The 21,534-nt window shown below is 69.5% G+C and carries 21 protein-coding genes; 11 read left to right on the top strand and 10 right to left on the bottom strand.

Annotation, left to right across the window (positions count from 1 at the left end; genetic code table 11):
• Positions 1–157 precede the first annotated feature (157 nt).
• Positions 158–2,320, top strand: coding sequence for an AAA family ATPase (locus HMPREF0063_RS00710; protein ID WP_050760865.1), 2,163 nt, complete (start codon positions 158–160; stop codon positions 2,318–2,320).
• Positions 2,317–3,390, top strand: a complete 1,074-nt coding sequence (locus tag HMPREF0063_RS00705) for a 5-methylcytosine restriction system specificity protein McrC (protein WP_007076715.1) — start codon at positions 2,317–2,319, stop codon at positions 3,388–3,390. The genes HMPREF0063_RS00710 and HMPREF0063_RS00705 overlap by 4 nt, the downstream gene beginning before the upstream one ends.
• A 106-nt stretch (positions 3,391–3,496) precedes the next feature.
• On the opposite strand, the gene HMPREF0063_RS00700 is transcribed toward HMPREF0063_RS00705, so the two are convergent.
• Together HMPREF0063_RS00700 and HMPREF0063_RS00695 are read right to left on the bottom strand one after the other, a co-directional pair.
• Entirely contained in the window at positions 3,497–3,901 is a 405-nt protein-coding gene (locus HMPREF0063_RS00700) for a hypothetical protein (protein WP_007076714.1), read from the bottom strand.
• Between the two features lie 44 nt (positions 3,902–3,945).
• Positions 3,946–4,482 carry a TetR/AcrR family transcriptional regulator gene (locus HMPREF0063_RS00695; RefSeq protein ID WP_007076713.1) on the bottom strand — a complete coding sequence of 179 codons (537 nt, stop codon included), beginning with the start codon at positions 4,480–4,482 and terminating at the stop codon, positions 3,946–3,948.
• A gap of 93 nt (positions 4,483–4,575) precedes the next feature.
• On the opposite strand from HMPREF0063_RS00695, the gene HMPREF0063_RS00690 reads away from it, so the two are divergent.
• From HMPREF0063_RS00690 to HMPREF0063_RS16710, 5 genes are all read left to right on the top strand, one after another.
• On the top strand, positions 4,576–5,526 hold the full coding sequence (locus tag HMPREF0063_RS00690; RefSeq protein ID WP_007076712.1) for an alpha/beta hydrolase: 951 nt from the start codon (positions 4,576–4,578) through the stop codon (positions 5,524–5,526).
• The gene (locus HMPREF0063_RS00685; protein ID WP_007076711.1) at positions 5,523–6,317 is read left to right on the top strand and encodes an SDR family NAD(P)-dependent oxidoreductase; all 795 of its coding nucleotides are present in this window, start codon (positions 5,523–5,525) and stop codon (positions 6,315–6,317) included. Before HMPREF0063_RS00690 ends, HMPREF0063_RS00685 begins: the two co-directional genes overlap by 4 nt.
• A 53-nt stretch (positions 6,318–6,370) precedes the next feature.
• Positions 6,371–7,444, top strand: a complete 1,074-nt coding sequence (locus tag HMPREF0063_RS00680) for a helix-turn-helix domain-containing protein (RefSeq protein WP_007076710.1) — start codon at positions 6,371–6,373, stop codon at positions 7,442–7,444.
• Between the two features lie 4 nt (positions 7,445–7,448).
• Positions 7,449–8,192 carry a nucleotidyl transferase AbiEii/AbiGii toxin family protein gene (locus HMPREF0063_RS00675; protein ID WP_007076709.1) on the top strand — a complete coding sequence of 248 codons (744 nt, stop codon included), beginning with the start codon at positions 7,449–7,451 and terminating at the stop codon, positions 8,190–8,192.
• Positions 8,193–8,289: 97 nt separating this feature from the next.
• On the top strand, positions 8,290–8,574 hold the full coding sequence (locus tag HMPREF0063_RS16710) for a helix-turn-helix domain-containing protein (protein WP_007076708.1): 285 nt from the start codon (positions 8,290–8,292) through the stop codon (positions 8,572–8,574).
• 76 nt (positions 8,575–8,650) lie between these two features.
• Here HMPREF0063_RS16710 and HMPREF0063_RS00665 read toward each other — a convergent pair whose 3' ends face one another.
• The 5 genes from HMPREF0063_RS00665 to HMPREF0063_RS00645 are packed head-to-tail and all read right to left on the bottom strand — an operon-like array spanning position 8,651 to position 14,733.
• Positions 8,651–9,367 (bottom strand): VOC family protein, encoded by a 717-nt coding sequence (locus HMPREF0063_RS00665; RefSeq protein ID WP_040320001.1) that lies wholly within the window; start codon positions 9,365–9,367, stop codon positions 8,651–8,653.
• A complete protein-coding gene (locus tag HMPREF0063_RS00660; protein ID WP_007076707.1) occupies positions 9,364–10,923 on the bottom strand; it encodes a long-chain-fatty-acid--CoA ligase in 1,560 nt (519 codons plus the stop codon). Before HMPREF0063_RS00660 ends, HMPREF0063_RS00665 begins: the two co-directional genes overlap by 4 nt.
• A complete protein-coding gene (locus tag HMPREF0063_RS00655) occupies positions 10,920–11,936 on the bottom strand; it encodes a winged helix-turn-helix transcriptional regulator (protein WP_007076706.1) in 1,017 nt (338 codons plus the stop codon). The genes HMPREF0063_RS00660 and HMPREF0063_RS00655 overlap by 4 nt, the downstream gene beginning before the upstream one ends.
• Positions 11,937–11,946: 10 nt before the next feature.
• Entirely contained in the window at positions 11,947–13,464 is a 1,518-nt protein-coding gene (locus HMPREF0063_RS00650; RefSeq protein WP_007076705.1) for a carotenoid oxygenase family protein, read from the bottom strand.
• Between the two features lie 33 nt (positions 13,465–13,497).
• Positions 13,498–14,733, bottom strand: a complete 1,236-nt coding sequence (locus HMPREF0063_RS00645; protein ID WP_007076704.1) for an acetyl-CoA acetyltransferase — start codon at positions 14,731–14,733, stop codon at positions 13,498–13,500.
• 97 nt (positions 14,734–14,830) lie between these two features.
• On the opposite strand from HMPREF0063_RS00645, the gene HMPREF0063_RS00640 reads away from it, so the two are divergent.
• Genes HMPREF0063_RS00640 through HMPREF0063_RS00625 form a run of 4 tightly spaced genes read left to right on the top strand, consistent with a single transcriptional unit; the run spans position 14,831 to position 18,659 of the window.
• The gene (locus HMPREF0063_RS00640; protein WP_007076703.1) at positions 14,831–16,042 is read left to right on the top strand and encodes an acetyl-CoA C-acyltransferase; all 1,212 of its coding nucleotides are present in this window, start codon (positions 14,831–14,833) and stop codon (positions 16,040–16,042) included.
• Positions 16,039–16,932, top strand: coding sequence for an SDR family NAD(P)-dependent oxidoreductase (locus tag HMPREF0063_RS00635; RefSeq protein ID WP_007076702.1), 894 nt, complete (start codon positions 16,039–16,041; stop codon positions 16,930–16,932). Before HMPREF0063_RS00640 ends, HMPREF0063_RS00635 begins: the two co-directional genes overlap by 4 nt.
• Positions 16,933–16,971: 39 nt before the next feature.
• On the top strand, positions 16,972–17,802 hold the full coding sequence (locus HMPREF0063_RS00630; RefSeq protein WP_007076701.1) for a DUF1295 domain-containing protein: 831 nt from the start codon (positions 16,972–16,974) through the stop codon (positions 17,800–17,802).
• Positions 17,799–18,659: an acyl-CoA thioesterase gene (locus HMPREF0063_RS00625; RefSeq protein ID WP_007076700.1), complete on the top strand. Its 861-nt coding sequence runs from the start codon at positions 17,799–17,801 to the stop codon at positions 18,657–18,659. The genes HMPREF0063_RS00630 and HMPREF0063_RS00625 overlap by 4 nt, the downstream gene beginning before the upstream one ends.
• Positions 18,660–19,130: 471 nt before the next feature.
• Here HMPREF0063_RS00625 and HMPREF0063_RS00620 read toward each other — a convergent pair whose 3' ends face one another.
• The 3 genes from HMPREF0063_RS00620 to HMPREF0063_RS00610 form a co-directional block, all read right to left on the bottom strand.
• Positions 19,131–19,991 carry an RNA polymerase sigma factor gene (locus HMPREF0063_RS00620; RefSeq protein ID WP_007076699.1) on the bottom strand — a complete coding sequence of 287 codons (861 nt, stop codon included), beginning with the start codon at positions 19,989–19,991 and terminating at the stop codon, positions 19,131–19,133.
• Positions 19,991–20,341 carry a hypothetical protein gene (locus HMPREF0063_RS00615; protein ID WP_007076698.1) on the bottom strand — a complete coding sequence of 117 codons (351 nt, stop codon included), beginning with the start codon at positions 20,339–20,341 and terminating at the stop codon, positions 19,991–19,993. Before HMPREF0063_RS00615 ends, HMPREF0063_RS00620 begins: the two co-directional genes overlap by 1 nt.
• Positions 20,342–20,789: 448 nt before the next feature.
• Complete coding sequence (locus HMPREF0063_RS00610; protein ID WP_007076697.1) at positions 20,790–21,524, bottom strand: GAF and ANTAR domain-containing protein; 735 nt, start codon at positions 21,522–21,524, stop codon at positions 20,790–20,792.
• Positions 21,525–21,534: the final 10 nt, after the last annotated feature.

Here is a 21,534-nt window from a genome sequence, read left to right as displayed (position 1 = left end):
CCCAACCGCCTTCCGTCGGGAGTAGCGAATGTTCTACTGAACCAGGACCAGAACGCAACGCCGGCGCGCGTGACCACCTGCTTGCCGGGCCTGCGGCAGGCCGAATTTGCAGACTCGGGCCTATCGGATCCTCGCCGGTTCCGCGAGGCTGTTCACCATGACTACCACGTGGGGCATCCACAACAACCAGATCAGCGTCGATCCGGTGGCAGATGCCGCCGTGCGGATTGGCTGGGACGAGCTGGGCGACTTGTCGGAGCTCGAGTCGACTCGGGACGCCTTCAAATCGGCAGTGGCAGAGCGGATGCCTCAGGTCGACGAGGCCAGCATCCCCAATCAGGCTGGCACGGTGTATCGCTTCGTCCACGCCGTGAAGGTGGGCGACATCGTGGTCTCCCCGGATCGCCGGACCAGTACGCTCAACATCGGCCGCGTCTCTGGTCCGTATGAGTTCCGTCCTGAGAGCGACGTGCACAAGCAGTGGCGGCCTGTGGAGTGGATCCGCACGGGCGTTGCACGCGACGAGTTGTCGTACGCAGCCCAGGAGGAGATCAGTTCCGCGACGACCCTGTTCAAGATCACGACCGGCGAGGATGAGATCGGACACCTCCTCGCAGCGCCCCAGCCGGACACGGAGCCGGACTACTCGTGGTCCGACTTCTACCCGCGTCTCACCGATGCGCTCATGAACTTCCGCGAGGACAGAACAGCGCTCCTCGACAAGATCTGGGCTGCTTCTACGACATCCCAGCGCTCACAATTGTTCAAGTATCTGCGCGGAGACCAGCGCACTGACGGTTCCCGAGGCCCGATCCGTGACGTTGACCCGTTCACTGTGTTTGGCACGTTCAACCGCGGCATCCGCAACGACGCGCGCGCGCTCATCGGTTCGGCATACGGAGAGGAGTTTGGCGTCGAACCGCCGTACCCCACTTCATTCGCCGGTGTGCCGGTGCTCAACAACCTGAACTCGTGGTTCTTTTCCTGGGAGAAGGACCGCGGGGAGCACGACATCGACGCGCTGTGGGAACTCGGACGCGCAGCGATCGACTACGCGGCGGATGCCAACGAGGCGACGCGTGAACGCCTCGTCACCACATTCGACGGATGTCCCGGGGTCGGGGCGCGCAAGTTGTCGATCGCGATCTACTGGATCCGTCCAAGGTCGTTCGCCTCCTACGACTCCACAACCACAACTTTTCTGAAGGCGAACTTTCCCGAGCTTGCCGCCCGGCTGTCTCTCGGCGCCAAGCTCGACGGTGAGCAGTTCCTGGCAAACACCGAGATCTTGGCGGCCTGGATCGCGGACTCCGACTCGCCCTTCAACTCGTTTCCGGAGTTCTCTCACGCAGCGTGGAACGCCTTGACCGCACCTGACCCGAACCCGGATCCCGATGATCCGATCATCACTGACACCGACGTGCTCGATGGTGAGAACTACGACTTGGAGTCAGTTCGCGACGAAGGCTGCTTCATCCCTGAGGCCGAACTGGAACCGATGCTTGAGCGGCTCCGGTCCAAGAGGAACTTCATCCTGCAGGGGCCCCCCGGTACTGGAAAGACGTGGTTGGGCCGACGGCTGGGTTGGGTGCTCTGCAACCAGAGGAACAGCAAGCGGGTCCAGGTACTGCAGTTTCATCCGTCGCTCACCTACGAGGATTTTGTTCGCGGGTGGCGGCCGACTTCAACGACAGGGCTCGAGCTCGCGGACGGCCCATTCCTGGACATGTGTGCGCAAGCAAGCGCGGACCCGGACCACGACTACGTCTTAGTGATCGAGGAGATCAACCGCGGCAACCCGGCGCAGGTTTTCGGCGAGTTGTTGACGTTGCTCGAGGCGGACAAGCGATCTCTGGAACAGGCGATGCGGCTGGCCTACCCGCGGAGTATGGACGAGGTGTTCTTCGTTCCATCGAACCTTCACGTGATTGGCACGATGAACGTCGCCGACCGGTCGTTGGCCATCGTGGACATGGCGCTTCGGCGGCGGTTCGCCTTTATCGAACTCAAGCCGGAATTCGGTGACGACTGGGTCGAGCACGTTTCAGGGCTCGGTTACGACCGAGAACAGCTTGAGGTTTACGGCAAGCGGCTAGGCGCACTCAACGAGAGCATTACTCAAGACGCCGCACTCGGGCGGCAGTACTGCGTTGGTCACAGTTACTTCACACCGGCAGTACGACTCGACCAGACCGGGCTAGACACGCCGGCTTGGTGGCGGCGTGTCGTGGAAACTGACGTTCGTCCGCTACTGGAGGAGTACTGGTTCGACCGGCCCGACCTCGCCGAAAGCTCCTGTCAGGCACTGGTTGGATCGTGACTCCAAAGATCCCGATCAAGAACGTGTGGCTACTTCAGCTCTACGCCTCATCCCTCTACCGCGCAGTCGGCCAGCGGCTGGTGGCCGCCGAGGACAACCCCGAGGACCTCCCAGCATTCGTAGCAGGCATGCTCGCCGATGCCGTCACGCAGCGGTTGCACACCGGTCTTTCTGTCGGCTTCCAACGGACTTCACGGCCCTTGACCAGGGTCCGCGGCAGGATCGACGTTCTGCCGACGGCGCGGCACCAGTTGCTGAGCCGCGGGCAGGTGCACTGCACCTTCGACGAGGTCGTCGCCGACACACCGGCCAACCGCCTAGCGAGGGCCGCGCTCTGGCGGGCTGCAACGCTCGTTCCCCATGAGCCGCGCTTCCGGTCGCTCGCTCTCCAGCTCGAGGCTGCAGGCGTGCGTGGCCCGTGCCCGCCGCTGAGCCGAGTACCAGGCTTGCACCGCGAACGACTTCTTGTGCGTGACCGACAGATGATCGCAACCGCCGACCTGCTGCTAAGCCTCGCGATCCCCACGACAGATGAGGGCGGCAAACTCCTGCCAGCGCCGGATATGGACGAGCGCTACCTTCGCGTCCTGTTCGAGCGTGCGTGCGTGGGCTTCTTTCGGCTGCGCCTTGAGCCGCAAGGGTGGAAGGTGAATCACAACTCGCCGCTGAAGTGGGACACCTCATTCATGTCCTCGGGGATGGGGGCCATCCTTCCTGGCATGGAGCTCGACATCGAACTCGTCCACCATGACCTCACAGGCCCTGGCAGGCGACGGGTTGTCATTGACACCAAGTTCACGACGATCACCAAGATGAACCAGTATGGCAACCTCAAGTTGAGAAGCGGCTACATCTACCAGATCTACGCCTACCTAATGTCACAGGAGGCCTCCGAGACCGACCCCAAGTCAGAAGGGCTGATGCTGCATCCAGTAGTGGGCGAGCGGGTCGACGAAGAAGTGGTGATCCAGGGTCACCGAATCAGATTCGCCACGGTCGACTTGGCGGCCGACTCGGCGACCTTGGCAGAGCAGCTTCTCGCAACAATCACCCCTCACGTAGCCGACTGACACGGGTCTGCGCGGTCGTCGAGAGGTCCGCGGCCCCGCGCACGAAGCTCCAGCCCATTCCGCCACCACCGCCGACCTTCGCGCGCCCTGCTATCGGCCGACTGTTCTAGATCCCCGTCTCGCCAGTGCCAGCCGCGGACTGCTTGGACAGGTTGAACTGCCAGACGGCGCCGACGACCCAGGCGATGCCGGCGAAGAGCGTCAGGTAGAGGCCCATCGCTGCGGCGCCGTTCATGTCGACCAGACCGATCAGCGCCACGATCGTCGCGAGGATGATCAGTGCGAGCTCCGACCGCGTGCCCGGAGTCTTCGGCTCGCCGATCACCCCGGTCGTCATCGCCAGGACGACAGCGCCGGCGACCGCCGCGACCAAGGTGATGACGCCGTCTCCCTCGACGCCGAGGGCGCTGACGCCGAAGATCGAGACCCACGGCAGGAACGCTGCCAACGCCACCACCCCGATCGAGGCGGCCGAGATGCGCTGAGGGGTCGAGAGCCGAGAGAAGTTCATCGCTCGACCGTACGCGCTCACGGGACGCTGGTGTGCGGTTCAGCTCAGCGGGGGCGGCTGACCGCCTCGATGATGCTGCGGCGCTCGGCCGGTTCGAGCGGGTGGGTGAGCAGCCCCTCCACCACGAACACGCTGATGCGGGTCATCGCCTCCAGGTCGTCGGCCGCCACCCCGGACCGGGACAGCCCGTGCGCCAGCAGCGTGTCCATGAGGGAGTGGAAGTCGCTGTGCCACGCGTCGATCACCGGGGAGATGGCGCAGCGGGCGTGCACCACCGTGACGAGCTTGCTGTAGCGCTCGAGTCGCTCGACGGCCCACAGCATCTGGTCGACCCACGCGTCGTCGGCGTGCGCCGCGGACTCCTCCAGCGCCTCGGTCAGCAGCCGCTCCAGCACCGCGACCAGCAGCGCGTCCTTGTCGGCGAAGTACCAGTAGATCGTCGTCGGTGTGACGCCGGCCGCCGCCGCGACCTTGGCCATCGAGCTCTCCTCGAAGCCGACCTCGGTGAACAGGTCGGCAGCGGCGACGACGATCTCGTCGAGCTTCTCTCCCCGGTCGACGGGGCGGCGGTTGCGAGGCATGCCTCACAGTATCTTGACTGCCAATCAAGAGTCCACCTACGATCTAGATCGGCAGACAAGAGAGCCCTCCCCCGGGCCACAGAAGGAGAACCTGTGACGTTCGACGGCGAGACCCCCACCTGGACCGAGGAGCACTTCACCTCGACGGGAGTCCGGTGCGCGGCCCGCGTCTACCGGCCCGCGACGGCGTCGGTCCCCGGCGCTCCCGTGGTGGTGCTGGCGCACGGCTTCGGTGGCGTCCGCGCCCTGCGGCTCGACACCTACGCCGAGCGGTTCGCCGCGGCCGGCTACGTCGCGATGGCGTTCGACTACCGCGGCTTCGGCGACAGCGACGGCGAACCGCGTCAGGTGCTCGACGTCGGCATGCAGCTGGCGGACTGGAAGTCTGCGCTGGCCTTCGCCCGCACCCTGCCGGGCGTCGACCCCGAGCGCGTCGTCGCCTGGGGCACCTCGTTCGCCGGAGGACACGTGATCCGGCTGGCCGGCACCGGTGAGCCCCTCGCGGCGATCATCGCCCAGGTGCCCCACGTGAGCGGCCCGGCCGCCGTGCGCGCCACCGGCGTCCGTAGCAGCCTGCGCGTCGGCATCCCCGGCATCCGCGACCAGGTCCGCGCGCTGACCGGCCGCCCGCCGGTCTACACCGACATCGTCGCCGAGCCCGGCGGGACGGCCGCCATGACCACCCCCGATGCCGCCCCCGGCATGGCCCGGCTGATCGCCGAGTCCGGCCTCACCGAGGGCGACTACCCCCAGCACGTGGCCGCGCGGATCGTGCTGAAGATCGGGATGTACTCGCCGAAGCGCGTCGCCTCCGCTGTCACCTGCCCCGCGCTGGTGCAGATTGCCGAGGACGACGCCATCACCCCACGGCACGTCGCCGAGGCCACCGCGGCCCGCATGCAGCAGCCGACCGTGCGGGTCTACCCAGGCGGGCACTTCGACCCCTACGTCGAGCCGCTGTTCGACCGGATCATCACCGACCAGATCGACTTCCTGCGCACCCACGTCCCCGTCGACCCCACCGGAACCGGAGCCACCTCATGACCACGACCCGTCCCAACGCCCTGGTCACCGGCGCGTCAGCCGGCATCGGCGCTGCGTTCGCCGAGCTCCTGGCCGCGGAGGGTCACGACCTCATCGTCGTGGCACGCCGCGCCGAACGGCTCGAGGAGCTGGCCGAGCGCCTCACCGCCGAGCACGGCATCACCTGCACCGTCCTGACCGCCGACCTCACCGACCCCGGCGCACCCGAGGCGCTCATGACCACGATCGGCGAGCGGGGCCTGACCGTCGACGTCCTGATCAACAACGCCGGCATGTCGAGCTCGACGGCCTTCGCCGACGCGCCGTGGTCCGGACTGGTCGGCGAGATCCAGCTCATGGTGACCGCCGTGACCCAGCTGGCGCACCTCGTGGTGCCGGGCATGAAGGAACGGGGCCACGGCCGGATCGTCAACCTGTCGTCGCTCGCGGCCTTCGCCCCTCCCGGCGAGAGCCTGCTCTACACCGGCATCAAGACCTACGTCCTGGCCATGTCGCAGGCGCTCGACATGGAGCTCATGCCGCACGGCGTGCACGTGACCGCCCTGTGCCCGGGGTTCACCCACAGCGAGTTCCATGACGTCATGGGCACCCGGGACTCCGCCTCCGCGCTGCCGTCGATCCTCTGGCAGCAGCCCGAGGCCGTCGTGCGGGAGGGGTGGGACGCCGTCAACAAGGGCAAGCCCGTGTGCGTGCCCGGCGCGGTGAACAAGGTCATCTCGCACGCCATGCGACCGGTGCCGTTCCGCGCGCAGTACGTGCTCGGCCGGAGCCTCAACCCCTTCAAGCACTGACACTCGGGGCGACCTGACGCTGGCTCACCTCAGGTCGAGGTCAGGGCGTCGAGTTGCTGGATCATGCCCAACGTTCGGTGTTCGGTATTGACCGAACACCGAACATCAGCGACCATGACGTCATGGACACCGAAGCTCTCGTGATCGACGCCTTCGCGCAGTTGGGGATTGACGCCCGGCTGCCCGTCGGTGCGCCCGAGAGCGTCGCAGATCTCGTGCTCGACCCGGATGGTCTCGCTGAAGCCATTCACGCAAAGCGCCGCGCACTGGTGACCGACGACGCGGCCCTGCGACTCATCGCCGATTCCCCGGCTGACGGCACTCTGCTGGTGGTCGCCGACCGGGTCACCGAGGCCGCTCGCAAACTCCTGACAGGCAACAACGCCGGCTACCTCGACCTTCGAGGCCGCCTGGCGATCCGCACGAACCGGCTGGTCATCGACGCAGAAGTCCACCCCGCACTCGACCGACCCGAGCGCTCCCACGCACTGGGAGGCAAGGCCGGCCTGGAGGTCGCAACAGCGCTCCTGATGCAGCCCGAGCGACGCCATGCCGTGCGAGAGCTCGCACGTGAGCTGGAACGGTCACCGAGCACCGTCTCCGAGATCCTCGCCGCGCTCCGTCGCGACGGCCTGACCGACAAGAGCAACCAGGCCATCGGCACAGACCTGTTCTGGCAACTGGCCGACCGCTGGCCCACGAAACGCACACCCCTCGCCTCCCTCCCCGCGCCCGGCGACTCGACCTTGACCGCACCACTTCGCCTGGGCCTCGACGTCGCCGAGGGCCCCGGCTGGGCCCTGACGGACTCGGCCGCCGCAGCCGCCTACGGCGCACCCGTGGCGTTCCGATCCGGGCAGCCTCTCGACTTCTTCGTGCAGGACCCGGCCATCCTGCGCAGGGCCCAGACCTTGTTGGGGGCGGCGTCGGCCACAGGACAAGCAACCTTGCGGGTGGCACCCGTTCCGGCGGTGGTTCGCCAGCGGGTCGACCTCGACGCCAACCCCACTGAGTGGCCGCTGGCCCATCCACTGTTCGTCGCACTCGACCTCGCCACAGATGTCGGACGCGGACGCGAGATCCTGGACGCCTGGACGCCGGACGGCAGGTGGACCCGTGTCTGGTAGCCGGGTGAGCTTCATCGGCGAAGCGATGGCACCGGTCGTGCAGGGTGTGATCGAGGTGCGCGCGCTCATCGGCCAGCCGCCGGTCGTTGTCGGTGGGCTGGCCGTGCTGTCCCGTCTGTTGACCCCCTACCGCGCGACGGTCGACCTCGATGTCGTGGACCGCCGGATGGGTGGGTCGCCGCAGCTCGACGTGTTGAGAGCAGCCATCGGGACGGAGGCTGTTGAACCGTCGGCGGTCCTTCTCCCTACCGCGCACGGGAAGGTGAGGGTAGACGTGCTCCCCGTGCGGCAGGTCGAACTCGATCAGCCGAGCGATGATCCCGGCGACCGACTGCACGCCTCAGCACACGCCTGGGCCCATGACACCGCGACCGATCTGACGATCGTGGTCGAGCGAACACGCGGCGATGCTGTCGAGGTGACAACCCCGGTGGCCGAGCCTGGACCGCTGGTCGCCATGAAGCTCCAAGCGGTGATGAACCGATCGGCCGACAAGCAAGGCACCGACCTGCTCGACATCGTGCGTCTGACGTTCGACAGTGCCACGAGGCCAGTCGCGCTGGCTCAGCTCGGCGGCGTCGACGAGGCGATCGCTCAGGACATCGCGCTCCACGTCGACCTGTGGTTCGCCCGCAAGAAGCAGCAGGCACTGCGGTCGATTCACCGGGTCGGTGGAGGGGATGTCACGGCTGACGACCTTGACCTCGTCGCGGAACTGCTCACTGCGGCCGCTGCTCGCCCCTCCTAGCGAGAACAGACCGGTCGGCGTGGTGCAAGTTCAGATCGTGTCGGAGTACTGCTACTTTTTTGAAAGTCGGAGTACTGCTACTTCAGAGGAACCAGCCGTGGACATCGTCACTCCAGCCGATCTCGGCACCCTCGTCCGCAACTCCCGTCGGGAGCGCGGACTCACCCAAGCCGACCTGGCCGATCTGGCGTACATCTCGCGCGACACCGTCATTCGCATCGAACAGGGCCATCCCCGTATCGAGATCGGCAAGGCACTGGCCGCGCTGGCAGCACTCGAACTTGCCTTGGCGAGCACCTCGTCACCCCACGTGGGCGGTCCGCAGCAGGCATCGTTGGCCGTGCTCGATTCGGTGTTCGCCGCACTCCATCAGGGCGACTGACCGTGAAGGCTCACTGATAGCCCGCACACACAACCGCCGGCGACCGTGACCGGTCGCCGGCGGTTCGCGTCGGGCCTCACACCAGGGTGAAGGTCACTCCGCTGACGGTCACCGAACGCTCGGCGGGCTGGGCGCCCGATGCGACCTGGACGTCGCAGCCGGTCATCATCTTCTGGTCGCCGGCGACGAACCGCATGGTGCGCTCACCGATGGAGATCTGGGGCCTGCCGTCGACCGACTGCAGCTCGACACCGAACAGGGCCGCCATCTTGGCCGCCTGGGCGTCGGGATCGGCCGAGCTGACCTCGACCGCGAGCACGTCGTCGATGACCGGGTTCTCGGACTTCTCGGCGTCGACGTCGTCCCAGAACCACTTGCCCGGGTCGGCAATCTCGTCGAGCTCGATCAGCAGACCGAGGTCGGCCGGGTGCAGCTGCACGATGCGGTGACCGTAGACCTCGAGGTCCTCGATCTTGCGGACACCGAGCTTCTCGGCGTTGGCGAGGAAGGGCGCGAGGTCGCTGACCTGGATGGCCAGGCCGTAGCCGCCACCGCCGCCGACCTTCGCGGTCCACGCGGCGATCGGGGCCTCGGGCTTCAGCGCGCCGACCAGCTCCAGGTGCACCTCGGCGCCGACCCGGAAGGTCTCGTCGTCCATGCCGATGTCCTCCAGCAGGGGGTCGGCGAAGCCCTTCGCGAGCCCGAAGGCCTCGCGCAGCTCCTTGCTGGCGACCTCCATGTCACCGGCGCCGATGATGACCTGACGAATGATGGGGAACGTTCCGTGCTTCATCCGATACTCCTGTCGTGTCCAGCCCAGAACGGAGCACGCAGCTCACGCTTGAGCACCTTCCCGGAAGGGTTCCGGGGCAGCTGTTCGATCACCTCGACGGCCGTCGGGCACTTGAAGTGCGCCAACCGCTCACGGGTGAAGGCGATGAGCTCGTCGGCGTCGACGGACTCGCCCTGCTTCGGCACCACCACCGCCAGCGGGGTCTCGCCCCACTTCTCGGACGGCACGCCGATGACGGCGACCTCCTGCACCGCGGGGTGCGCCATGATCGCGTTCTCGACCTCGGCGGGGTAGATGTTCTCGCCGCCGCTCATCAACAGGTCCTTGATGCGGTCCTTGAGGAACACGTACCCCTGCTCGTCCATCGAGCCGGCGTCGCCGGTGCGGAACCAGCCGCCCGGCCAGAACGCCTGCTCGGTGGCCTCGGGGTTGCGCCAGTAGGCCTTCGTCACGCCGGGGCCGCGGGTCACGATCTCGCCCACCACGCCGGGGGCACAGGTCTCGCCGGTGTCGGGGTCCATCACGGCGACCTCGAGCCCGGGCACGGCACGACCGGCCGAGCGCAGCTTGCTGTCGGGCCCGACCACGTGGTCCTCGGGCCGCAGGAACGTGGTGACGCCGATGGTCTCGGTGAGGCCATAGCTCTGCGACAGCTGCGCGCCGAACACCCGCTGCGCGCCGAGCATCACGGTCTCGGAGATCGGGGAGCCGCCGTAGACGACGTGCTCGACGCTGGAGTAGTCGGCGGCCGACGCCTCCGGGCTGGTGATGAACAGCTGCATCACCGTCGGCACCATGATCACGTGGGTCGCCTTGTGGCCCACCAGCAGACCCAGCATGTTGGCCGGGGTGACCTCGGTGAACTGCACGATCGTGCCGCCCGCGGCCAGCGCGATGAGCGACCAGCCGCCCGCGGCGATGTGGTAGTACGGCGTGGGCACGAGGCTCACCGAGGCGGGTGACACGTCGAACATCGCGCCGAACGCGTCGACCGCCCACAGGAACCCGGCCACCGTGGTGGTCACGCCCTTGGGCCGGCCGGTGGTGCCGGAGGAGTACATCAGGCACGCGAGCGCGTCGCCGCCGAGGTCACGCTTGGGGTCCTCGACCGGCTGCGCCGCGAGCCACCGCTCGAACGGCTCCCAGCCCTCGGGAGCCTCGGGCTCACCGGTCTGGTTGAACACGAGCTTGTGGCCGGCCCAGTCGGCCGGCAGCAGGTGCGTCAGGTGGTCCTCGGCGAGGATCGCGGCGGGCTCGCAGTCGCCCAGGATCCAGGTGACCTCGTCGGCCGACAGCCGGAAGTTCAGCGGCACGACCGCCAGGCCGGCCTTGGCCGTGGCGAAGAACAGTTCCCAGTACTCCGTGGCGTTGCGGGCCAGGTAGGCGACGCGGTCGCCGGGCTGCAGGCCCCACGCCACCAGGCCGCCGGCGATCGCGCTGGAGCGGTCGGACAGCTCGGCGTAGGTGACGCTGCGGCCCTCGCCGACGATCGCGGCGGAGTCGGGGTGGGCGGCGGCGCTCGCGCGGATCACGTCGGCCAGGGTGTGGTTGCTCATCGGGGGTCCTCTCGACGGGATGGGGTGTCGTCGCCCGGCTCCTCGCGGGGGACGATGGAGATCTCGTGGCCGTGCAGCACCTCGTGGCACTGGTCGCAACGGAACGTCGCCACGAACGGCTCGTCGCACGCGCGGTGCACCTGCACCAGGGCCGGGCCCTCGGGGGCGACGAACCAGTCCTCAGCCCACTGCAGCGACGCGGCGACGACGGGGTAGAAGGCGCGGCCCTTGGCGGTCAGGCGGTACTCGACCCAGTCGGGGCGGCGGTCGTTCTGCGTCGCCGACAGCACGCCGATGGCGCAGAAGGCGCGCAGCCGGTCGGCCACGAGGGTCGGCGGGGCGGCCAGGTTGGCCTCGAAGTCCGAGAACCGGGTGACGCCGCGGAAGGCCGCACCCAGCAGGGCCGAGGCCCACCGGTTGCCGAAGATCATCATGGTTTCTGGAAACAGGCCGGCGGTGGACCGCACGACCTCGGCGTCGGAACGCCGGCGGGTGGCCGACTCCGGCACCGAGCGCGACCACGCACCGCTGGGGCCCCACTCGGCGGCGACGTCCTTGGCCTCGACGGCCTTGCCGCACCCGCCGCAGCTCATCAGCGGCGAGAAGTCGTGCCCGCAGGTGTCGTGGTGCATGGCGGGCAGACCGTCGGCGTGGTCCTGCACCCACTGGCGCTCCCACTCCCAGATGGCCAGCATGAACGGCCACAGGGCCCGGCTCCGGGGGGTGACGACGTACTCGGCCCGCAGCGGGTTGGTCTGGTAGACGTTCCGCCGCAGCAGGCCCTCGCGCACGAGCAGGTTGAGCCGGCCGGTGAGCACCGAGTTGGAGATCGGCAGGGCGTCCATCAGCTGCCCGAACCGGCCCACCCCCTGCAGCGCCTGCCGCAGGATCAGCAGGGTCCACTCGTCGCCGAGCAGGCCGAGCATCCGGCCCACCGCGTTGGTGGCGCCGGGCTCCAGCCGGGTCGGGTGGGTCGCCAGCTCGGCCGACCCGCCGTCGAGGTCGAGAGTCACGAAGTGGACCTCACAGGCCGATCGCGTCCGCGGCCGTGTCGGCGGTCTGCCAGCGGCGCAGGTCCGCACCGGGCGCCCACGTGGCGTGTGTGCCGCTGGAGATCCGCTCGGGCAGGCGCAACGTGCACACCGGACCGTCGGACACCCGGGCGGCATCGAGGACGACGCAGAACGAGGCGTCCTGGTTCATGTCGGTCGTGAGCGTGATCAGGTAGCCGTCGTCCTCACCGGTGGCGCCGATGCGCGGGGCCATGGCGGTCTCGCTGCCGTAGACGCCGTCGCCGAAGCCGAACCGCTCCTCGGTGCCGTCCTTGAGGTCGTGCTTGACCAGGCCGTCGAACAGGAACCACGAGGGCTTGCCGGTGGCGGCGTAGGCGTAGCGGTACTCGCCACCGGTGTAGGCGCCGTTCATCACACCGAACTCGGTGATGCTGTCGCTCAGCTGCTCCTCCTTGACCAGACCGGTCACGAGGTTGAGCCGCCACCGGTGCAGCCGCGACTGCATGCGGTCGAGCGCCAGGAACCGGAAGGCGCGCTGCCACTGGTCGCCCATGCCGTTGTCGGCCGGCTCCGGGTCGGCCTGGAAGAAGCCGTCGAGCACGATCTCGTCGCCGTCCTCGTAGGCGTTGACGAAGTGCAGCACGTAGGTCGACTCGGCCTCGAACCAGCGGATGTCCTTGGTCTCGCCCTTGCGGGGGATGACGGCGAACCGGGTCGGCAGGTCGGGGCGGAACCGCGCCACGTGCGCGTCCTTCTTCAACAGCTCCTCGTCCCAGAACAGCGGGCAGTCGTTGAGGATCGCGTAGTTCTCGGTGAACGCCATGTCGTGCGGCAGGCGCGGGCCCGGCAGCGGCACGTCGACGTAGTGAGTGAGCGTGTTGGTGTCGTCGACGACGCCGTAGTGCATGTACGGCGCCTCCTTGCTGTAGTTGAAGAACAGCATCTCGCCGGTGCGGTCGTCGACCTTGGGGTGTGCCGAGACGCCCCAGTCGGACGGGAACGCGCCGCCCCAGGACTCCTTGCCCAGGGTCTCGGCGCTCATCGGGTCGACCCGGTACAGGTCGCCGCACTGGTAGAAGCTGGTGAGCGCGGTGCCGCGGTGCACGATGACGTCGGTGCTCGACGCGTCCTTCATGCGGGTGCGCGACCCCCAGCCGTCCTCGCGCAGGGCGAGCTTCGGCGGCTCGGCCAAGCCGGCCCACAGCGGGCCCCCGGCCTCGGCCTCGGCGGCCAGGCCGTCGGTGCGGATGAACCGGTTTCGGTAGAAGGCGGAGCCGTCGCGGAACCCGACGACGTGCAGCATGCCGTCGCCGTCGAACGGGTGGTAGTTCTTCAGCGAGGGGTGCACGGGGTTCTCGGTGTTGCGCAGGTAGACGCCGTCGAGGTCGGCCGGGATCTCGCCCTGCACGACCTCGAGGTCGTCGGCCTTCCACTCGGTGGTCTGCGGCTGCCACGGACCGGTGCGGTAGGGGTGGTCGTCGTCCTCGGGGAGCGTGGAGAGGATGCGACCGACGACGTCAACGTCCATGGGGGACCGCCTTCAGGGGGAGGTGGATGAGGGTCATGCCGCCGGCGCCTGTCCGACGACGAGGCTGACGGTGGTGGCCGTGCTGCCGCCGAAGTTGAGCGTGCCGACCGTGGTGGCGCCCTCGACTTGGTAGTCGCCGGCGGTGCCGCTGACCTGCTTGGCCGCGTCGAGCAGCATGCGCACGCCGCTGGCGCCGACCGGGTGGCCGCCGCCGATCAGGCCGCCGCTGGGGTTGATCGGCAGCGTGCCGCCCATCTCGGTCTCGCCGTTCTCGATGGCCTTCCACGACTCACCCGGACCGGTGAGGCCGATGTGGTCGATGGCCAGGTACTGGCTCGGCGTGAAGCAGTCGTGTGTCTCGAGGGCGTCGAGCCCGTCGAGGTCGGTGCCGGCGCGACCGAACGCGTCCTGCACGGCCTGGCGCAGGTGCGGCAGCACGTAGGGGTTCTCGGCGTCGCGGTCGAACTTCTGCTGGAGCCCGAGACCGACGGTGCGGTGGCCCCACCCGCGGATCACCGCGGTGACGCGGCCGACCGCGTCGGGGTGGTCACGCAGCCAGGCGTCGTTGACGAGCACCACGCCGGCGCCGCCGTCGGTCACCTGGCTGCAGTCGAACCGGCGGATGCGGCCCTCGACGACCGGGTTGGTGGCGTCGTCGACGCCGAACCCGGCGACGAGGTCGGGCACGTCCCAGCCGCGGGTCTGCGCCAGCGGGTTGCGCCTGGCGTTGGCGAAGTTGACCTGGGCGATCGCGCGCAGGTGCACCTCGTCGAGGCCGTAGCGGGCGTCGTACTCGTCGGCGATCTCGCTGAACATGAACGGCCACATGAACGTCGCGTCCTGGCCCTCGTGACCGATCCACGCCGCAGCGCCCAGGTGGGCGGCGGCGGTGTCGCCGGGCACGGTCTTCTCCAGCTCGAGGCCGACGACCAGCGCGCTGTCGTAGTGGCCGGCCCGCAGGTCGGCCATCGCGGCGAGCACCGCGATGCTGCCGGAGGCGCAGGCGGCCTCGTGGCGGGAGGCGGGCACGCCCCACAGGTCGGGATGGACGGTCGCGGGCATCGCGCCCATCTGGCCCTGGCCGGTGAACAGCTGGCCGAAGGCGTTGGCCACGTGCACCACGCCGATGTCGCCGCCGCCCAGCGAGGACGCCTCCAACGTGCCGTTCACGACCTCGGTCGCGAGGTCGGCCATGTCGAGACCCTCGCGGGTCAGGTTGCGGCTGAAGTCGCTCTGGTAGCCGCCGAGGACCCAGATGTTGTCGTTCATCACCACTCCTGTGCCGCCACCGGGGCGGGGGTTGTCATTTGCTTCGGACCGTACTACAACTAACAGAGTATCTCCACCAGTTGAACTAAGGAACCCCATGACCGACGCCTACGTGCTGGACTACGTGCGGACCCCGCGCGGCAAGGCCAGTGCCCGCGGATCGCTGTACCCGCACAGCCCGCTCGACCTCGTCGTCCACCTGCAGAAGGCCCTGGTGGAGCGCACCTCGCTCGACCCGAGCCGGGTCGACGACATCACCCTGGGCTGCGCGTCGCAGGTCGACGAGCAGGGCAGCAACATCGCCCGCACCGCCGCCCTGCTGGCCGGCTGGGGTGACGACGTGCCGGGCGGCACGATCAACCGGTTCTGCGCGTCGGGCGTCGACGCGGTCGGCCAGACCGCCGCCCGGATCCGCGGCGGCGACCTGGGCCTGGCCGTCGCCGGCGGGGTCGAGAGCGTCTCGCACGTGCCGATGTTCGTCGACCGCGGCCCGCTGTGGCACGACCCCGAGATCGTCCGCACGATCGGCTCGGTGCACATGGGCATCGCCGCCGACCTCAACGCCACCATCGAGGGCTTCAGCCGCGACGAGCTGGACGCCTACGGCCTGGAGACCCAGCAGAAGGCCGCCCGCGCGCGTACCGATGGCGCCTTCGCCCGCTCGCTCGTGCCGCTGCCGGCCACCGACGACTCCCCCGGGCTCGACCACGACGAGCTCGTGCGCCCCGACACCACCGCCGAGGGTCTGGCCGCGCTGCCGCCGGCGTTCGCCGAGCTGGGTGCGTCGGGGCAGGACGCCATCGCGCTGGCCGCGTACGACCGGGTGCCCGCGATCGATCACCTGCACACCGTGGGCACCTCGCCCGCCATGGCCGACGGCGCCGCCCTGCTGCTGATCGGCACCGCCGAGCAGGCCGCTGCCAACGGCATGGCGCCCCGCGCCCGGATCATCGGCTCGGCGTCGACCTCGGTCAACCCCGTGCTCATGCTCACCGCCGGTCAGACCGCGGTCGAGACCGTGATCGCCCGGGCCGGCCTGACCCCCGCGGACATCGACGTGTTCGAGTTCGCCGAAGCCTTCTCCGCGCTCTGCCTGCGCTTCCGTCGCGACCTCGACGCCGGCCCCGACCGGATGAACCCGAACGGGGGGACCATGGCGATGGGCCATGCGTTCGGCGCGACCGGCGCGATCCTGGTGGGCAGCTGCGTGGAGGAGCTCGAGCGCCGCGACGGACGGTACGGGGTCGCGGCCGTCAGCGGGGCCGCCGGCCTCGGCGTCGCGGTGCTCGTGGAACGGATCCCGGCATGACCGCTCTCGCCCTCGACGGGCGGGTCGCGGTCGTGACCGGGGGCGGCAAGGGGCTCGGGCGCGCGTTCGCCCTGCACCTGGCCGAGCTCGGCGCCGCGGTGGTGGTGAACAACCGCCACCGCGTCGTCGACGCCGACGGGCTCAGTGCCGCCGACCACGTGGCCCGCGAGATCACCGACGCCGGGGGCCGCGCCGTGGCCGACCACGGCGACGTCGCCGACCACGGCACCGGGCCGGCCCTCGTGGCCACGGCCCTGGACGCCTTCGGCCGGCTCGACATCTGCGTGACCAGCGCCGGCATCAGCTCGCCGCAGATGTTCCACCGCACCACCGCCGAGAACTTCGAGCACGTCATGGCCGTCAACGTCACCGGCACCGCGCTGGTGGCCGCCGCCGCGTCGGCGCACATGCGCGAGGCCGGGTTCGGTCGCATCGTCATGATCGCGTCGGCGGCCGGCCTGCACGGCGAACCCACCGTCTCGGCCTACGCCGCCAGCAAGGGCGCCGTGATCGCGCTGGCCCGCACCGTCGCCGCCGAGGGCGAGCGCCGCGGCGTGCTCACCAACGTGCTGCTGCCCTACGCCCACACCCAGATGACCCAGGAGGGCATGGACCCGGCCCACACCGACGCGATGCGCTCGGAGCTGGTCGCGCCCGTCGTCGGCGCGCTGGTCGACCCCGCCTGCACGCTCAACGGTGAGGTGATCGTGGCCGGCGGCACCGGGCTCCGCTCGGCCGACGCGGTCGAGCACGGCACCGTCCGCCTGCCCGACGGCCCCCTCGCCCCCGCTGACCTCGCCGAGCTGCTCGCCACGAGCCGCTCCGGACCCGACCACCGGTACGGCCACGCCCAGGACGCGTTCCTGGACCTGGCCGCCGACCTCGCCTGACCCCTCCCGCCTGACCTGGCACCGACGAACAGGAATCACATGTCCGACTTCCCCTGGGGCGACCTCGCCCTCAACCTCGCCGTCTCGGCGGCCGCCGTGGTGGTGTTCATCGGCGTCATCATGGCCGCCGCCATCCGCCTCAAGAACCAGTCGATCATCGACATCTTCTGGGGCCCCGGCTTCGTCGTGGTCGCCGTCGTCTCGTACCTCATGTCGATGGGGTCCGAGGGTGACGACGCCCGGCGCCTGGTGGTGCTGGCGCTCACCTCGGTGTGGGGTCTGCGACTCGGCCTCTACATCGGCAACCGCAACCGCGGCCACGGCGAGGACCGCCGCTACACGTCGATGATGCGCCAGCGCAAGGGCGCGCTCATCCCGTTCCTGATCCGCCGCATCTACGGGCTACAGGGCTTCCTGATCCTGCTGGTCTCGGTGCCCGTGCAGTTCGCCATGTACCAGTCGCAGGCCATCGGCGTCGTCGGCTCCATCGGCATCGCCATCTGGCTGGTCGGGTTCACCTTCGAGGCGGTCGGCGACGCGCAGCTCAAGCGGTTCAAGGCCGACCCCGCCAACGAGGGCAAGGTCATGGACGGCGGCCTGTGGAAGTACACCCGCCACCCCAACTACTTCGGCGACGCCTGCGTGTGGGTCGGACTGTTCCTGCTGGCGCTCGGCAGCCCGGTCGGCCTGATCACGATCGTCTCGCCGATCGTCATGACCAAGCTGCTCGTCAGCTACAGCGGCGCGGCCGTGCTGGAGCGCGGCATGAAGCGTCGCCGCGGCCAGGCCTATGAGGACTACATCGCCCGCACCAGCGGGTTCTTCCCCCGACCCCCTCGTCGCCTGCCCGCGACGAGCACGGAGTCGTGACCCAGGCGACGGTCGGCCTGACCGACCTGTTCGAGCTGGAGGAGCACGGCGACGACGTGTGGCTCGGGCACAGCGACGGCGTGCCCCTGCCGCAGCTGTTCGGCGGCCAGCTGGTCGGGCAGTCGGTCATGGCGGCCGGGCTCAGCAACCCGCCCGGGTCGCTCGTGCACTCGGTGCACACGACCTTCCTGCGCGGGGGCCGCTCCGGTGAGCCGGTCGAGCTGCGGGTCGACCGGCTGCGCGACGGCCGGCTGTTCACCATCCGCGAGGTCAGCGCGTGGCAGGGCGACCGGCTGGTGTGCCGCTCGACGATCTCGTCGGCGCAGGACATCGACGGCATCGCCCACAGCCGCCCGCACCCGGGGGCGCTGCCGCCGGAGGACAGCGTCGACCTGCAGGTGCTGGCCGAGGCCGACGGCGGGCTCGGCGAGTTCTGGGAGAACTTCTCGGCCATCGAGATCCGGGTGGCACCCGACGACGACCCGCAGTCACCGCACTCCGCGTCGCCCGCCCGCAACATCTGGATGCGCGCCGTCGAGACCCTCCCGGACGACCCGATCATCCACCGGGCCGCCATCGCCTACGCCAGCGACCTGATGCTGATGTCGAGCGCCGTGGAGCCGCACGGCCACCGCGTCGGGCAGGAGAACACGCTCGGTCGCCTCTGGAACGCGGTGTCGCTCGACCACACGCTGTGGTTCGCCGGGCCGGCTCGGGCCGACGAGTGGCTGCTCTACGAGCACACGACACCGATGGCGTACGGCGCGAGGGCGCTGATCAACGCCACGGTGTTCGACACCGGCGGCACCGCGGTCGGCATGGTCGCTCAGGAGGCCCTGGTCCGCCCCAACGCCTGAGCTTGGTTGCGCGACCCCGCGAGGGCGAAGCCCGAGGCGACACTCGAGTGAGTTCGCGTCGCTCCGCTCACGCCCTCGCAAGCTCGGGCTGGCGAACACCTGCTCGCGCATTCTCGGTGGTTGAGGAGCTGCGAGGAACGAGCAGCCTCGAAACCACCACTCTGGTCGCCAGGGAGCGGAGCGACCGTGAGGGCGGAGCCCGAGGCGACACTCGCGCAAGGTTCGCCTCGCTGCGCTCACGCCCTCGCAAGCTCGGACTGGCGAACACGTGCTCGCGCATTCTTGGTGGTTGAGGAGCTGCGAGGAACGAGCAGCCTCGAAACCACCACTCTGGTCGCCAGGGAGCGCAGCGACCGTGAGGGCGAAGCCCGAGGCGACACTCGAGTGAGTTCGCCTCGCTCCGCTCACGCCCTCGTTCCTCGGGCTGGCGAACACAGGTCGCGCTCTCGGTGGGCGGCTCGGTGGGCTTGGTCAGTCGCGGTCGGCGAGCGGGGGGCCGACGGCGCGGCCGGTGCGCCGCAGGGCGGCCGCGCACACCGTGATCGCCTGGGCGATCTCGACGATGTCGCTCCCCGTCGTGGTCGCGATCGCCGACGCCGGCCGCCGCATCGACATCGCGTAGTACGCCACCGCAGCCGCGTCCGCACCGATCTCGGTCGCCAGCCTCAACGACTCCTCCGGGCGTTCGCGGACCAGCTTGACCTGGTCGGCGACGGCGTCCTCGATGCGCTGGGAAAGCGTGCCGACCGACTGGTGGTGGCGCAGCGCCATCCGCAGGTCGTCGAGGGAGTCCACCGCCGCGACCGCCCCCGAGTCGGTCACGGCGGTGGCGGTCCGGAGGCCGTCCATCCCGGCGGTGTACCACGCGGACAGCTCGTCGGCCGAGCACTCCAGCGCCTCGCCGGCCAGCTCGGTGGAGTACCCGTAGACGCGCGTCAGCGTCACGGCCGCGGCGTGACGCGGCGACAGCTCGCCGAGCGCCCGCCAGGTGGCCAGGGCCGGGTCGCGCAGCTCGAGGGGCAACACCCCCTGCGCGGTCGCGGCGCCGACCGCCGCCACCAGGTGCTCACCCCAGGCCGGCTTGGAGACCACCACGTCCATCGTCTCGCGCCGCACCAGGGTGACGGCGAAGGCCAGCGGGTCGTCGACCCGGTCCAGCAACCCCGCCGCGAACAGCTTGATGGCGGTGCGGAACGCGCTCCGTACCGCCTCCTCGGCGTCCGGGACGGAGTGCGTCATCCGCACCGCGGGACGCAACAGGTCGGACGAGATCTCCAACAGGGACTCGGCGTAGTACTCGACCTCGACGAGATCGGGCAGCTCGATGGTCATCACGTACCTCCGGAGAAGCGGGAGTCGGGGAATCGACGCGGTCCGTCCGGATCGGTCGTGGGCCTGGAGGCGAGCAGGTCCAGCACGGAGTCCGGCGGCGACGGAGCCGCGAGCAACGCCGCGGTGATCTCGTCGAGGTACGCCGAGACGATCCGGAGCCGGGGGCGGCGCGCACCGATCTCGCGGACCAGCGACCCCAGGTCGGAGACGACCTGGGCGCGGGTCTCGGTGTCGATACCGACCAGCCGGGTCGCCATCGCCAGACCGTGCGCGTAGGCGCGCCAGGTCGGGACGTCGACGGCGTCGTCGTCGGTCGGCACGGTGATGCTGTCGTACGACAGCGCGGTCATCCGGTGACCGAGGGGTTCAGGACGTGGGAGCAGCTCATGGTCCACCTGTTCCTGCGAGGTGTGTCCACGGCTGCTGCTCAACCGCTTCCTGTTCCAAGGTGTATCACGGATGTCTGCGAGGGTCGACCGTCGTCGGGCCGTCGTCATGCCCGGGCCCCGTCGACCACCAGCTGGGTCACCTGCTCCACGAGCAGCGTCAGACGCTCCCACCACGGGACATCAACGGTCGTCCGACAGGACGGCGAACGGCGGCGCCGGTCATCTCAGAGGATGCGGGTGCAGTTGATGACGGATGCGGGCCTGGCGACCACGCCCCAGCGGTCGCCAGCCCGAGGAACGAGGGCGTGAGCGAAGCGAGGCGAACCTCACGCGAGAGTCGCCTCGGGCTTCGCCCTCACGGTCGCTGCGCTCCCTTGCGATCACGGCCCGTCTACCGGCAGGCCGAGGCTCAGCTGCCGGAGGGCACCGACGTGTCCTCACCGGACCCGAGGATCTCCGGCACGTCCATCTCGTCGAGCGGGGTGCCGTCGACGATGCGAGCGGCCACGTCCCGCAGCTTGACGTTCAGCGACTGCGAGAACCGCCGCAGGATCTGGAACGCCCGGTCGGCGTCGACGGAGTAGCGCTCCATGAGCACGCCCTGCGCCTGCCCGATGATGACGCGCGAGTCGAGCGCGGCGATCAGTCCCTCCTCGGTGCGCAGCGACGAGATCGCGGCGGCAGCGTGCGGGGCGACGGACTGCAGAACCCGCAGGTCGGCTTCGTCGAAGTCACGCGAACCGTCGCCGTAGAGGTTGATGGCGCCGATCCGCTGCTCGCGGGCGAACAGGTCGACGGCGAGCATCGAGCGGAAGCCCAGCTCGACCGCAGCCGGCCCCCACGTGGGCCATCGCTCGTCGTTCGCCAGGTCAGGGGAGATGAACGACCTCGCCTCGGTGGCCGCGTCGACACACGGTCCCTCCTTCAGCGAGTACTGCAGGTGGTCCGCCTCCACCACGCTGCGACGGGTCGCCGCGAAGGTCTCGAACCGCCGGCCGGGATTGATCAGCGTGAGTCCGGCGTGGTCGGTCCCGACCAGGTCGGACGCCACCGCCACGACGATCTCGGCGGCGTCGTCGATGCGGCGGGCGTTGGCCAGGTCCCTGGCGAGATCGGCCACCCACTGCTGCACGTCATCGGGCATGCGTTCGTTC

This window comes from Aeromicrobium marinum DSM 15272, from assembly GCF_000160775.2.
Classification (GTDB): domain Bacteria; phylum Actinomycetota; class Actinomycetes; order Propionibacteriales; family Nocardioidaceae; genus Aeromicrobium; species Aeromicrobium marinum.
Note: the sequence above shows the minus strand (reverse complement) of the source record. Positions and strands in the feature narration are given on the sequence as shown.

Coding starts and splice junctions, on each gene's coding strand:
- HMPREF0063_RS00710 (WP_050760865.1), top strand. CDS start 158: ATGACTACCACGTGGGGCATCCACAACAACCAGATCAGCGTCGATCCG.
- HMPREF0063_RS00700 (WP_007076714.1), bottom strand. CDS start 3,901: ATGAACTTCTCTCGGCTCTCGACCCCTCAGCGCATCTCGGCCGCCTCG.
- HMPREF0063_RS00695 (WP_007076713.1), bottom strand. CDS start 4,482: ATGCCTCGCAACCGCCGCCCCGTCGACCGGGGAGAGAAGCTCGACGAG.
- HMPREF0063_RS00685 (WP_007076711.1), top strand. CDS start 5,523: ATGACCACGACCCGTCCCAACGCCCTGGTCACCGGCGCGTCAGCCGGC.
- HMPREF0063_RS00665 (WP_040320001.1), bottom strand. CDS start 9,367: ATGAAGCACGGAACGTTCCCCATCATTCGTCAGGTCATCATCGGCGCC.
- HMPREF0063_RS00660 (WP_007076707.1), bottom strand. CDS start 10,923: ATGAGCAACCACACCCTGGCCGACGTGATCCGCGCGAGCGCCGCCGCC.
- HMPREF0063_RS00650 (WP_007076705.1), bottom strand. CDS start 13,464: ATGGACGTTGACGTCGTCGGTCGCATCCTCTCCACGCTCCCCGAGGAC.
- HMPREF0063_RS00645 (WP_007076704.1), bottom strand. CDS start 14,733: ATGAACGACAACATCTGGGTCCTCGGCGGCTACCAGAGCGACTTCAGC.
- HMPREF0063_RS00640 (WP_007076703.1), top strand. CDS start 14,831: ATGACCGACGCCTACGTGCTGGACTACGTGCGGACCCCGCGCGGCAAG.
- HMPREF0063_RS00635 (WP_007076702.1), top strand. CDS start 16,039: ATGACCGCTCTCGCCCTCGACGGGCGGGTCGCGGTCGTGACCGGGGGC.
- HMPREF0063_RS00630 (WP_007076701.1), top strand. CDS start 16,972: ATGTCCGACTTCCCCTGGGGCGACCTCGCCCTCAACCTCGCCGTCTCG.
- HMPREF0063_RS00620 (WP_007076699.1), bottom strand. CDS start 19,991: ATGACCATCGAGCTGCCCGATCTCGTCGAGGTCGAGTACTACGCCGAG.
- HMPREF0063_RS00615 (WP_007076698.1), bottom strand. CDS start 20,341: ATGACCGCGCTGTCGTACGACAGCATCACCGTGCCGACCGACGACGAC.
- HMPREF0063_RS00610 (WP_007076697.1), bottom strand. CDS start 21,524: ATGCCCGATGACGTGCAGCAGTGGGTGGCCGATCTCGCCAGGGACCTG.